Source organism: Streptomyces sp. NPDC002004 (assembly GCF_053593975.1).
This window is the reverse complement of sequence record NZ_JBSFDP010000004.1, coordinates 137093-149221: the sequence shown is the minus strand read 5'-3', so window position 1 is coordinate 149221 and position 12129 is coordinate 137093. Positions and strand designations below refer to the sequence as shown.

The 12129-nt window shown below is 72.1% G+C and carries 11 protein-coding genes and 1 tRNA gene; 5 read left to right on the top strand and 7 right to left on the bottom strand.

Annotated features, from left to right (window positions below; translation table 11 throughout):
- Positions 1-61: 61 nt before the first annotated feature.
- On the top strand, positions 62-886 hold the full coding sequence (locus ACWCP6_RS09020; RefSeq protein ID WP_450931708.1) for a hypothetical protein: 825 nt from the start codon (positions 62-64) through the stop codon (positions 884-886).
- A gap of 248 nt (positions 887-1134) precedes the next feature.
- On the opposite strand, the gene ACWCP6_RS09015 is transcribed toward ACWCP6_RS09020, so the two are convergent.
- Positions 1135-1650: a hypothetical protein gene (locus ACWCP6_RS09015; RefSeq protein WP_450931707.1), complete on the bottom strand. Its 516-nt coding sequence runs from the start codon at positions 1648-1650 to the stop codon at positions 1135-1137.
- 683 nt (positions 1651-2333) lie between these two features.
- Here ACWCP6_RS09015 and ACWCP6_RS09010 point away from each other — a divergent pair.
- On the top strand, positions 2334-3548 hold the full coding sequence (locus ACWCP6_RS09010; protein WP_450931706.1) for a beta-ketoacyl-[acyl-carrier-protein] synthase family protein: 1215 nt from the start codon (positions 2334-2336) through the stop codon (positions 3546-3548).
- Positions 3549-3704: 156 nt separating this feature from the next.
- Here ACWCP6_RS09010 and ACWCP6_RS09005 read toward each other — a convergent pair whose 3' ends face one another.
- The 3 genes from ACWCP6_RS09005 to ACWCP6_RS08995 form a co-directional block, all read right to left on the bottom strand.
- A complete protein-coding gene (locus ACWCP6_RS09005; RefSeq protein WP_450931705.1) occupies positions 3705-4235 on the bottom strand; it encodes a GNAT family N-acetyltransferase in 531 nt (176 codons plus the stop codon).
- A gap of 191 nt (positions 4236-4426) precedes the next feature.
- Positions 4427-4513, bottom strand: a tRNA-Ser gene (locus ACWCP6_RS09000).
- Positions 4514-4565: 52 nt separating this feature from the next.
- A complete protein-coding gene (locus ACWCP6_RS08995) occupies positions 4566-5990 on the bottom strand; it encodes a S1C family serine protease (protein WP_450931704.1) in 1425 nt (474 codons plus the stop codon).
- A 341-nt stretch (positions 5991-6331) separates the two neighbouring features.
- Between ACWCP6_RS08995 and ACWCP6_RS08990 the strand changes: the two genes are divergently transcribed.
- A complete protein-coding gene (locus tag ACWCP6_RS08990) occupies positions 6332-7153 on the top strand; it encodes a glycerophosphodiester phosphodiesterase (RefSeq protein WP_450931703.1) in 822 nt (273 codons plus the stop codon).
- A 58-nt stretch (positions 7154-7211) separates the two neighbouring features.
- On the opposite strand, the gene ACWCP6_RS08985 is transcribed toward ACWCP6_RS08990, so the two are convergent.
- The gene (locus ACWCP6_RS08985) at positions 7212-7337 is read right to left on the bottom strand and encodes a hypothetical protein (RefSeq protein WP_450931954.1); all 126 of its coding nucleotides are present in this window, start codon (positions 7335-7337) and stop codon (positions 7212-7214) included.
- On the opposite strand from ACWCP6_RS08985, the gene ACWCP6_RS08980 reads away from it, so the two are divergent.
- Together ACWCP6_RS08980 and ACWCP6_RS08975 are read left to right on the top strand one after the other, a co-directional pair.
- Positions 7294-7836 (top strand): ATP-binding protein, encoded by a 543-nt coding sequence (locus ACWCP6_RS08980; RefSeq protein WP_450931702.1) that lies wholly within the window; start codon positions 7294-7296, stop codon positions 7834-7836. The two genes, ACWCP6_RS08985 and ACWCP6_RS08980, sit on opposite strands and share 44 nt — an antisense overlap.
- 277 nt (positions 7837-8113) lie before the next feature.
- A complete protein-coding gene (locus tag ACWCP6_RS08975; protein WP_450931701.1) occupies positions 8114-9079 on the top strand; it encodes a DUF5926 family protein in 966 nt (321 codons plus the stop codon).
- Between the two features lie 336 nt (positions 9080-9415).
- Here the strand turns inward: ACWCP6_RS08975 and ACWCP6_RS08970 are convergent, their stop codons facing one another.
- On the bottom strand, positions 9416-10456 hold the full coding sequence (locus ACWCP6_RS08970) for a hypothetical protein (protein ID WP_450931700.1): 1041 nt from the start codon (positions 10454-10456) through the stop codon (positions 9416-9418).
- A 743-nt stretch (positions 10457-11199) separates the two neighbouring features.
- Entirely contained in the window at positions 11200-11934 is a 735-nt protein-coding gene (locus ACWCP6_RS08965) for a bifunctional DNA primase/polymerase (protein WP_450931699.1), read from the bottom strand.
- Between the last annotated feature and the right edge of the window lie 195 nt (positions 11935-12129).

Below are 12129 nucleotides of genomic sequence, written 5' to 3'. Positions count from 1 at the left end.
GATTTTCTCTTCAGCACCTTTCCAGCAGCAAAGGAGCAGTGGAGTGACTCCTAAGAGGAGTTTGCCCTCGTCCCCCCGCATCCGGGCCGCGATCATGGCGGGTACCGCCACCACGCTGGCCGCTTCCGTGGTCGCCGGGTTCGCCGGCTTCGCGCAGGCCCAGGCGCACAGCACCAGGACCACGGGCTCGCACGTCCTGACGGCGGACAAGCTGGGCCCCAAGCCCAAGCCGAAGCCCAAGCCCACCAAGGGCCCGACCGGCCCCACCGGCCCCAGGGGAGCCACCGGCCCGACGGGCCCGACCGGCCCGCAGGGCGAGAACGGCAACACCGGCCCCACCGGCCCCACCGGCCCGCAGGGCGAGAACGGCAACACCGGCCCCACCGGGCCCACCGGTCCGCAGGGTGACCGCGGCGACACCGGCCCGACGGGCCCTCCCGGTAAGGGCGGCGAGCGCGGCCCCACCGGACCCACCGGCCCGCAGGGCAACACCGGCCCCACCGGCCCGACCGGCCCGAAGGGCGACACCGGTTCCACCGGCCCTTGCGTCAGCATCGACTCCTGGATCCAGGGCGAGACGCAGTTCCTCGCAGAGGTCAAGAGCGGCAAGATCTTCGTCGGGACCCGCGGTCTCGAGCCGTCGATCGACCCGACCAACTGGTACGACATCACCACCATCGGTGAGACGACGATCAACGCGGCGTGCGACCACACCGTGGCCGAGCACGGCAACCACCTGTACGTCGAGGTCATCGACACGGCCGGGGTCTCCTGGCAGACGATCTGTGACATCAACCGGGGAGACGAGTTCAACCCGCAGAACCCCGCCGTCGCGCCCACCCTGGTGTGCAACCGGGACTGGACCGTGATCCAGCCCCAGCCCTGATCAGGCCAAGGGGAAGTGCTCCGCCCGCCGGCGGAGCACACCCGGACGGCGACTGACGGTCGCCGCGCTCCGGGCACGCCCGGACCAAGGGCGCAGATGAAGCGGCCCCCGACCGTGCTGAACGGTCGGGGGCCGCTTCGTGCCCGACATCGCGTGCGCTGAGCCCAGGAACTCCTCTCACCCTTCGGCTCGCCGGAGGCATACGAAGGTCCGGCTGGTTGGCGACGCCAACCAGCCGGACCTTGGCCTCAGTTGTTGTTGTTATTGTTGTTGTTGTTCGCCGCGCCACCGCCGTTGTTGTTGTTATTGTTGTTGTTGGCGCCAGCGCCACCGTTGTTGTTATTGTTGTTGTTGTTGTTCGCCGCGCCCCCAGCGTTGTTGTTGTTATTGTTGTTGTTGTTGTTCGCCGCGCCACCGCCGTTGTTGTTGTTGTTATTGTTGTTGTTGGCGCCAGCGCCACCGTTGTTGTTATTGTTGTTGTTGTTGTTCGCCGCGCCACCGCCGTTGTTGTTATTGTTGTTGTTGTTCGCTGCACCACCGTTATTATTGTTGTTGTTGTTGTTATTTATGATGACGATGACCTTGCCCTTGCCCTTGCCCTTCTTGTGGTTCTTGTGGTGATCGTGGCTGTGGGCGTGCGCCATCGTGGCGGTGCTCGTGTGCGCCGGGGCCGCGAAAGCGCTCGTGGGAATCAGCGCACCTCCGGCGGCCAGAGCGGTCGAAGCGGTCAGAATTGCGATGCGCTGCATGCGGGTACGAGCCATGAGAATTCTCCTGAAGTGAAAGTGTGGATGAAGAGCGTCGAAGCGCCTGCCCTTCGCAGGAATTCGACGCCGGGACATCTGTCCCGGAAACGCTCCGCCGGACCCTTTCCCGACGGTGCGGGTCGGTCACCTTGTCCCGTGTGACCTCATGACTCAATTAAGCCCTGACGTCCCCGCCCCGTCATGCCGCTGAATCTCGTGGCTTGACAAACGGCGGTGATCTCGTTAAAAGTCGCCCGCGGGCCCGTGAAAATGATCAATCGCGACGCGGCGGACGCAAGCCCTTTCGGCTCTCCGACCGCAGTCAGGACCCGAGATACGGGCTGCCCGGGGAGACAGTGCGGCGGCGCGGGCAGCTGTCGGCGAGCAGGCCGCTCACATGGATCGCCGGAGCCACCGGACCGCCTGGCGCCGGACACCGGACGCCGGACACCGGACGCCGATTGGATGCCTCCCCCGAAGCCCGTGCTCGCCGCGCACAGAGCCATGGGGCGCACCGGTCACGCACGGGAGCCGGTCTCCTCGTTCTCTCCTTTCTCGACGACTGCTTTGTATGACACGCACAAGGTCGGCAACCGAGATCGGTGATCTTCGCTCTGCCATTGCTGGCCACCGGCGGGAAGACTGCGTTGTGATCTTGGAGGATCTCTATATGACCTCGTCCTACGCAGAAGGAGGCCGTGATGACGAACAGCCCTGCCCTGGTGACCGGGATCGGTGCGGTGACACCGATCGGAGCGGACGCGGCGTCCACGTGGTCGGGTCTGCTCGCGGGCAAGTCCGGCGTACGCACGATGGAGCAGGAGTGGGCCGAGGGGCTGCCCGTGCGCATCGCCGCCGAACTGGCCGAGGACCCGGCGCACCGGCTGCCGCGGCCGCAGGCCCGCAAGCTGGACCGGGTCGAGCAGATCGCCCTGGTCGGCTCCCATGAGGCCTGGGCGGACGCGGGCGCCCCGCGGGCCGAACCCGAGCGGATCGCCGTCGTCATCGGGACCGGTATAGGCGGCATGCTCACGACTCTCGGGCAGGACGACGTCCTGGAGACGTCGGGAGCCCGTCGCATGTCACCGTTCACCGTCCCCATGCTCATGCCCAACGGACCCGCAGCCTGGGTGAGCATGGACCTGGGCGCCAAGGGAGGAGCGCGCACCCCGGTCAGCGCCTGCGCCTCGGGCGCCGAAGCCCTGGCCGTGGGCCTGGACCTGATCCGCAGCGACCGGGCCGACGTCGTGGTGGCCGGCGGTGTGGAAGCGCCCCTGCACCCCTTCACCCTGGCCGCCTTCGCGCAGATGAAGGCCCTGTCCACGCAGTCCGACGACCCCGAGTCCGTCTCCCGCCCCTTCGACGCGGCGCGCAGCGGGTTCGTGATGGGCGAGGGCGGCTGCGTGATGGTGCTGGAACGCGCCGCATTCGCCCGGGCCCGCGGCGCCCGTGTCCACGGCGCGCTGGCCGGAGCCGGGATCACCTCGAGCGCCGAGCACATCACGGCGTCGGACGTCGACGGCCAGGTCCGGGCCATCGGACTGTCCCTGCGCGACGCGGACCTGGCGCCCGCGGACATCGGGCACGTGCACGCGCACGCCACCTCCACCCCGTCCGGCGACCTGGCCGAGGCTCACGCCATCGCCCGCGCCGTGGGAACGCACCCCGCGGTCACCGCGACCAAGTCCATGACCGGCCACATGCTGGGCGCGTCCGGTGCGGTGGGCGCGCTGGCGGCCCTGCTGGCCCTGCGGGACGGCGTCGCACCGGCCGTACGCAACCTCGACCGGGTGGACCCCGCTGTCGACCTGGACCTCGTGCAGGGCGGAAGCCGCAGCGGACGGTGGCAGGCGGCGCTCGCCAACGCCTTCGGATTCGGCGGCCACAACGTGAGCCTCGTCTTCACCCGGCCCTGACGGCACCGCCCCGGCGCCGGTCCGATCGGCCGGCGGTGCCCGCCGTACCGCTGCGGCGCCACCGCCCGCCGGTGGGAAACCGCGGGCGGATCGACCGGCGGGACCCTGCTCCGGACCTGTCGGACGAGCCCGTCGCCGGGCGCCCTGCCCGAGCCGTCAGCCGACCCGCCTGGCCAGCACCTGTCCCGGCCAGGCCCCGGACAGGAAGCGGTCGGTGGGGGTGAATCCGTTGCGCTCGTAGAACGCGACCAGTTCGCCCTCGCCGCCCGCCCAGCAGTCGACGCGCAGCAGTTCCACGCCGGCCCGCCGGGTCTCCTCGGCGGCATGGGCCAGCAGCGCCGCCCCGATGCCACGACCGGCGTACCTCCGGTCGGAGACCAGCAGCCGGACGTACCGCTCGGGTTCCTCGGCCGGCGCGATCGGCATCTGCGGGCTGGGCCCGGAGTCCAGCACCAGGGCCCCGACAGGTACTCCGTCCAACACCGCGATGTACGGGGCGTTCTCGGTCGTGTACCGCTCGACTCGGGCCACGCCGCCGGGCCGTTGCGAATGCGGTGTCGTGCCCCACTGCTCGGTGTTGCCGCGATCGTTCATCCAGCGCACCGCGGCGTCGAGCATGTCCAGAATCGCCGGGGCGTCGGCCGGGCCGCCCGGCCTGATCCGTATGTCCTGTGTGGTGTCCTGCATGGCCGAAGCCTATGAAGCCCGGCTGTCCGTTGCGGGCCCTCGGCCCGGGTGGGGCGCTCGGTCCCGAGCGCCCCTTCCGCGCCCGCCGCGACAGGGAGGAAGAGGGACCGCCGGGCCCGGCGGACACCGGGGCAGCAGAACGGCCCCTGACACATCCTGCTGGTCAGGGGCCGTTCTCACTGCTCTCGGAGCGGAGGCGGTGGGATTTGAACCCACGGTGACATCGCTGCCACGACGGTTTTCAAGACCGTTCCCTTCGGCCGCTCGGGCACGCCTCCCCGGGCCGCGCGCTGTTGGCCGCGGCGCGGGGACAAGAGTAACGGGTCGAGCTCAGCTGTCGCCCTTGCGCTGGCCCAGGACGACGGAGGCCGTGTGCTCCTTGCCGTCGCGCTCGTAGGTGATCTTGATGGTGTCGCCGGGCTTGTGGGTCCAGATCTGGCCGATCAGGGTCGGGCCGCTGTCGATCACGGTGTCGTCCAACTTGGTGATCACGTCACCGGGCTTGAGGCCCGCCTTGTCGGCGGGGCCGTTCGGCGTGACCGGGTCCGCGCCGCCCGCGCCCTCCTGGGTGATCGTCGCGCCGCCGCCCTGCTCCTCCAGGGAGACCGATGCGCCGATCACCGGGTAGACCGGCTGGCCCGTCCTGATGAGCTGCTCGGCGACGTTCTTCGCCTGGTTGATCGGGATCGCGAAGCCCAGGCCGATCGAGCCGGCCTGACCGGTGCCGCCGAGGCCGCCGCTGCCGGCGGACTGGATGGCCGAGTTGATGCCGATCACGGCGCCGCTCGCGTCGAGCAGCGGACCGCCGGAGTTGCCCGGGTTGATCGAGGCGTCGGTCTGCAGGGCGCTCATGTACGACGCCTTGCTGTTGCCGCCGTCGCTGGAGGCCACGGGGCGGTTCTTGGCGCTGACGATGCCGGTGGTCACGGTGTTGGACAGGCCGAAGGGCGCGCCGATCGCGATCGTCGAGTCGCCCACGGCGACCCGGTCCGAGTTGGCGAGCTCCAGCGGCTGCAGGTTCGACGGCGCGTTCTTCAGCTTGATGACCGCGACGTCGTAGCCCTGGGCCTTGCCGATCACCTCGGCCGTGTACTTGCGGCCGTCGGAGAAGGTGGCGGACAGCTTGCCGCCGTCGGCCGCCGATGCCACCACGTGGTTGTTGGTGAGGATGTGGCCCTGCTTGTCGTAGATGAAGCCGGTACCCGTACCGCCGTCGCCGTTGCCGCCCTGTGCCTCGATGGTGACGACGCTGGGCAGCGCCCGGGCAGCGATCCCGGCGACCGAGCCCGCCGGGCGCTTCACATCGGCGGGGCTCTGGGCGGAGACCGTCGTCGACTGGGCGCTGTCGTCGTGGTGCTCGGCCGCGAAGTAGCCGATGCCGCCGCCGACGCCGCCCGCGATCAGTGCCGCCGCGAGCACCGCGGCGACCAGGCCGCCGCGCCGGCCGCCGGGCGCCGGCTCGTGCGGGTGGTACGAAGAGCCCCAGCCATGACCGCCGGAGCCTCCCGCGTACGCGGGCACGGCGGGCGGCGGGGGCGGCCAGTCCTCCGATCCGGGCGCCGCCGCCGGGGGTGCGCCCGGCGCCGGGGGATGCGCCGGCACCCCGGGATGCTGCTCGGGGCCGCCCGAAAGCTGCGGTCCCGGGGCGGCGGAGCCCGCCGCTCCCGGAGACGTGGACGCAGCGGGAGAGTCCACCGGCACAGGAGGGGCGGGTGGGGCGGGGGGTACCGCGGTGCCCTCGTTCTCGGTGCTCACAGCTCTTTCTCCTCGGTCCACTGCTGTTCGTATGGGGGATGACACGGTCCTTGCGTGTACCGTCAAGCTTTTCCCACGGCACGTCAGGGCACCATAAGCCGATCCTGTGTGTCCAATATGCCCTTTGTGTCGATTGCCACCCCGGGGCGCCCCGTGGATGACCGACGCCGACGCCGCTCCCGGGGCGGCGCACACCACCACTCCGGACCCGGACGCCGAAATCGTGCTGCCATCCTTGACCGCGGACGTCCCGGACGCATCCCCAAGGCGTCCGTCTACCCGGCGGCGGCCTCCTTATGGGCGGCCACACCTGTCGATAGTAGGGATGGCACGATGACGGCGTGACCCTCGCACGACAGCACCTCATCCAGGTTGTCGCCCACCGCGGAGCCTCCGAAGACGCTCCCGAGCACACCCTGGCCGCGTACAAGAAGGCACTCGACGACGGCGCCGACGCCCTCGAATGCGATGTACGTCTCACCGCCGACGGCCATCTTGTCTGTGTGCACGACCGCCGGGTCAACCGTACGTCGAACGGCCGCGGAGCCGTCTCCGCACTGGAGCTCGCGGACCTGGCCGCCCTGGACTTCGGCTCCTGGAAGAAGGGCGACGAGGCCGTCTCCGGCCCGGTCGGCTGGGAGGAGAGCCCGGACTGGGCCGACACCTCGGTGCTGACCCTGGAACGCCTGCTGGAACTGGTGGCCGACGCCGGCCGGCCCGTCGAGCTCGCGATCGAGACGAAGCACCCCACTCGCTGGGCGGGCCAGGTGGAGGAGCGGCTGCTCCTGCTGCTCCGGCGGTTCGGCCTGGACGCCCCGGCCCCGGGCGAGCGCTCGCCGGTACGGATCATGAGCTTCTCCGCACGCTCCCTGCACCGCGTACGGGCGGCGTCCCCCACCCTGCCCACGGTCTACCTCTCGCAGTTCGTCTCGCCGCGGCTGCGCGACGGCAGGCTGCCGGCCGGTGTCGGCATCGCCGGCCCGTCGATCCGGATCGTGCGCAACCACCCGACGTACATCGCCCGGCTGAAACAGGCGGGTCACCAGGTGCACGTGTGGACCGTGAACGAACCCGAGGACGTCGAACTCTGCGTCGAACTGGGCATCGACGCAATCATCACCAATCGCCCGAAGCAGGTCCTGTCACAACTGGGACGCCGGTAACGGCAGTTACAGGGAGTGCACCGGCGCGTTCGATCCGTATTCGACCACCGGGAGTGCGTCACCGGACGCCGATCGGCCGGTTTCCGGTCCAGGCCAGTGGGGCATCCACACCGTGGCGTGGGGCGAAGGAGGTCTCGGGGGTGGCGTTGGTGGTGGCACGGGAGGTGCCCACGTCGTCGAGCATGGCCGTTCCCCATGGTCCTGCGGGCGTGGGGAAAGCGCGGCACCGGATGCGCAGTCAATTGCGTCGGCACGGTGTCCCGGAATCGGTCATCGACGATGCCGTATTGATCCTGTCCGAACTGCTCAGCAATGCGTGTCGGCACGGCAGACCGCTCGGGGACGCACTGGCCGGGGACGGCGACGTCCGGGCCGCATGGTGCGTCGGTCCGACGGGACGGCTGACGGTCGAGGTGACGGACGGCGGTGGTCCGACCCGCCCGGTTCCGGCCACGCCCTCGGTCACCGCACGCGGTGGCCGTGGGCTGAACATCATCACGGCGCTGGCCGACGACTGGGGCGTTCGGGACGACGCCCGCGGCGAGGTCACGGTGTGGGTCGTCGTGCAGGACGGCGTATCCGTGGAGCACCGCCGTGAGGATTTCGCTACGCGCGTCGCGTCGCCCTCGGTGACCGCGCTGCCCGACCTCGAGTTCGCGGACGCATTCGACGAGCTGGGCTGAGGGGACTCCCGGGGAATCGGGGAGGTCCTGGAAACACGGGGAGGTCCCGGAGACACCGGGAGGTCCCGGAGGGGTATGCACCCCTGGCCGGGGGGACACACGGAGCGCGGGCCTCGGCCCGGCAGGGCCCGAGGGGTTCTCGCCCGAGGCAGCACGGGAGCCGACGGCACATCGGGCCGCGGCCCACGGCGCGACCCGCTCCGGATTCCCGTCGCGGCCCCCGCGAGCGGCTAGGCTCGCGCCCGTACAGACGAGCCGTAATCGGGAGACACCCACGATGGCCAAGAAGCGCCCTCAGACGAAGGCCAAGCCGGCACAGCTCAAGGATGGTGAGATCCCCGTCGTCGGCGCTCGCGAGCCCTGCCCGTGCGGCTCGGGCCGCCGGTACAAGGCCTGCCACGGGCGGGCAGCGGCACACGCCGTGACCGAGCTGGTGCAGCGCCCGTTCGAGGGCCTGCCGAGCGAGTGCGACTGGGTGGCCCTGCGCGAGCTGGTGCCCGCGGCGACCGTCGAGCTGACGCTGAAGGACGGGCTCCCCGAGGGCGTGCCGTCGGTCACCCTGGCGACGGTGCTGCCGATGGCGTGGCCGGGGCTGCGCCGCACGGACGGCTCGGTGCTGCTGGGCCTGCAGAACGAGACGTCGTCCGGCGACATCAGCCGCGACCTCGCCGACACGCTCCAGCGCGCGCTGACCGCCGAGCCTGGTACGCCGGTCCAGGGCCGCCGGGCGCCCTCCGACGGTCCCCGGCTGCAGGAGCTGCTGGACCCGAAGGGCGGTTTCGAGCCGGAGGTGCACAGCGGCTTCGAGTTCTGGGTGCCGGATTCGGAGATGGCCACTCCGGAGGTCACCGCCTCCCTGGAGCGGGCGAACGCCGCCGCGATCCCGACCGTGAAGCTCACCGGCGTCGACGCCGCCTACTGGTGCGAGACGCCGGAGAAGAACCATCTGCGCTGGGTCATGCCGCACCCCGAGGAGCGGCTGCTCGACGCGCTCGCGCGGCTGCACGCGGCGGGCACGTCGTCGCTCGGCGAGGGCACCCGTCTGGTCGGCTCCTTCCGCGCGCACGGCCTGATGGTGCCGGTCTGGGACCTCCCGAGCGGGATGAGCGCGGAGGACGTCGAGAAGCCCGCGGCCGAGTTCGCCGAGCGGCTCGCCGAGGTGCTCGCGTCGGACGCGCCGCTCACCGCGGAGGAGCGCCGCGCGCGCGGCGGCCTCACCAACCGGCAGGTCACCCTCAGCTGACGGCCGGGGGCACCGCGACCGCCGCGCGGGAGCACGGGACTGACCGACCGGTCAGCTCCGGCGCCCTCCCGGAGCGGGTGACTCCGGTCACAACTCCCCGTCATCGCAGGTGAATCGGTGTCCGAATAGAAGAGATCGAATTTGCTAACTGCCGATCTCTTGTTACCGTTCTGGTAGCCCGGTTGCTGGTGCATCCCCCGTCGCCAGCAACCGGGCGCTTCCATGTCCGGGGCCACCCGCGCATTCCGCCCGCCGCCGATCCGCGGTTCGGGTGCGGTGCACACGCGGCTCGTGCCCGGTTCACCCGCGGCCGGGACGGACCACTGCGCCGCACGGTCAATGACGGGATGCGGCGACCGGACCGCCCCTGCCGGTGGCACCGGCCCGGGCCGCCCTGCCGCCGTCGGGCCCGGCGACCCGGCCCGTGCCGCTTCCCGTCCGCAGCAGCAGAGGTCCCGTACCCCCGCCGTTCCGCGCCGCGCGGGGCGCCGCGAACTCCGCGACCGCCGCATACGCGTCGGCGGGCCCCGCGGTCCGTTCCCTCGGCGTCTCGCACACTCCCGGGTCGTCCGCCGCGTCCACGTCGCAACGGATCTGCAGGGTGCGGTCGTGCGGCCCCATCAGGGTGAGCACGGAACTCAGCGGCCGCCCCGTCGCGTTGCGGAAGTAGGTGCGCCCCCAGGTGTCCCCGTCCCGGGTCATGACACAGGTCTGGGCCTCGATGCCGTCGGGCGAGCTCAGTTCGGGACCGCACTGTGCGATGCCGCCCACCGGTCCGGCCCCGGACGGCAGTGACCGGCGCGCGCCGTCCCCGGGAGCGTCCGTCTGCGGAGCACCGTCGTCCTGCCCGGTCGGCGGGTCGGGCCGCACCGCGCCCGCATCGCCGCGCGCGTCACCGCCGTCGACGTCACCGGGTGCGCCGCCGGGCCGTACGGCGGCGCCGTCCGGTGCATCGGCGCCCTCGCGCACCGCCGCAGCGTCGCGCCCTCCTGGACCCTCGGGGACGGCGCCGCCCTCGCGCAGCGCACCGCCACCCCGTACGAAGCCGCGCCCGTCACGACCGGCGGGTGGCTGCGCCCCCTTGCCCAGCGGCCCCGCGAACGCCCCCGCGAGCGGAAGCACGGCCACGAGCGCGACGGCGCCCGTGAGCAGCAGCAGCCCCGGCCGGACAGGACCTCGCAGCAGGGCGCTGCGGATCGCCCGGTGCTTGTTGCCGGGACGGCCGGACCGGATCGCCCGGTGCTTGTTCCGCGAACCCGGGCGGCCGTGCCGCGAAGGACGGCGGCCCCGGGGTGCACGGTGGCTTCCGGCTCCGGCCTGTTCGTCGCCGCGCGGAGCCAGCTCGCCGGACCGCCGGGCCGGACGGTCGAACCGCAAGGGCGGGCGGGCGCCCCGGGGTTCCGGACGGTCGGGGGAGGAACCCCGGCCCGGGCCGATGCCCTGTGCGGCCGGGTCACCGGAGCGCCGGTCCCGGCGGTCGAACAGGCCGGCCCGGCGGTCGCCCCGGACCTCCGGAGCGGCTGCCGGGGAATCGGGGCCGCCGGCCCGGAGAGCCGGAGCGCCGGGGCGTGCGGCGCGGCGGTCGCTCCGGGGCCCCGGCACGGCGGCCGGCACACCCGGGCCGCCGGACCGGTGCGCGGCATCGCCGGGGCGGAAGGCCCGCCGGGTGAACCGGGGCGGAGCGTCGTCGCGGGCGGCCGGACGCCCGCCGTCCCGGGCAGTCGTCCGGTCTCCCCCGGCCGGAGCGTCGTCCCTGCGGATCGGCCGGCCGTTCCGGGAAGCGGGGTGGTCGTCCTCACCGGCACGGTGGTCGTCCCGACCGGCACGGTGGTCGTCCCCACCGGCAGGGTGGTCGTCCCCACCGGCAGGGTGGTCGTCCCCACCGGCAGGGTGGTCGTCCCGAGAGGTCCGACTGCCGTCCCGAGAGGCCCGGCCGGCGTCCCGAGAGGCCGGACGGCCGTCCCGAAGCATCGGGGATGCGTCGTGAGAAGGCGGGTGTTCGTCGTGAGAGGGCGGATCATCGCTCCGCGGGGCCGGGGGACGTCCCCCGGAATGCCACAGCATGCGGCCGAAGATAGCGGCGGATCAGGGGTGATCCGCTCGCCCCGCGCGGATGTCCGCTACATCTCCGGCGCGCTCACACCCGTACGAGTGAGGACGTCCACGACACCGTCCACGACGGCCTCGACATCGGGCACCCAGGGGGCGGCCGAGCCGGGCATCGGAGCGCGCTCCCAGCGGATCCGGTTCCGGGTATCGGCGGACGACCGGCCGTGCTCACCGACCGTGACGGTCGGGGGGAGTGCCAGGTAGCCGCCCTCGCCGTGGAAGCGGAGGCTGCCGGGCACGAAGTCCTTGGCGTAGAGCAGCTCGCCGAGCTGCTCGAAGGTGTAGGGGGCCACGAGGATCGCGCAGCGGGAGGGCGTGGCGATCACGGGGCCGAGGCGCATGCCCGCCCGGTCGAGCGCGTCGAGCGCACGGGTGCCCTCGGCGGCCGGCAGGCTCACCGCGCAGGGGGCGCGGCCTCCCGCGGACGTGCTGCCGGTGGCCAGGACGACCGGCGCGGACGGCCGGTTGGTCCACCACCAGCGCACCATGCGCTCGTCCGTCGTCGCGGCGAGCAGCGGCGGGTCGAAGGGATGTGCTCCCGGAGCCGCGCAGTCCGGGACGGGACAGGCACAGCGGTCGCCGCCGCGTGCCTGCAGTCCGATGCCCGGGAGCACGGGCCACCGCCACTCCGTCGCGAAGGTGAGGGCCGCGCTCATCACCTCAGGCCTCCCGCCGTTCCGCCTGGACAAGCGCCCGTAGATGCGCCGGGACAGGAGCCTGCGTCGCCTTCCGAGGATCTCGCGCATGAGCGCTCGTTCCTTTCCGTTGAACGCCGAGGACCACATCACACCATGTGTCGATCACTTCGCTGTCGTACGTACTGGTGCGTCACACCCTGCCGCCGAACGCGCCGACGGGGGCAGGAAACCCCAGGGCCTTCGAGGGCCTGCGTCCATACTGCGACTGTCCATACCGCGTGTGGCAAAAGCATGGGCATGGCG

Bases quoted from the DNA above. Each gene is read 5' to 3' on its own strand.
- ACWCP6_RS09015 (WP_450931707.1), bottom strand. From the start codon at position 1,650: ATGGCTCGTACCCGCATGCAGCGCATCGCAATTCTGACCGCTTCGACC.
- ACWCP6_RS09010 (WP_450931706.1), top strand. From the start codon at position 2,334: ATGACGAACAGCCCTGCCCTGGTGACCGGGATCGGTGCGGTGACACCG.
- ACWCP6_RS09005 (WP_450931705.1), bottom strand. From the start codon at position 4,235: ATGCAGGACACCACACAGGACATACGGATCAGGCCGGGCGGCCCGGCC.
- ACWCP6_RS08985 (WP_450931954.1), bottom strand. From the start codon at position 7,337: ATGCTCGACGACGTGGGCACCTCCCGTGCCACCACCAACGCCACCCCC.
- ACWCP6_RS08975 (WP_450931701.1), top strand. From the start codon at position 8,114: ATGGCCAAGAAGCGCCCTCAGACGAAGGCCAAGCCGGCACAGCTCAAG.
- ACWCP6_RS08965 (WP_450931699.1), bottom strand. From the start codon at position 11,934: ATGCGCGAGATCCTCGGAAGGCGACGCAGGCTCCTGTCCCGGCGCATC.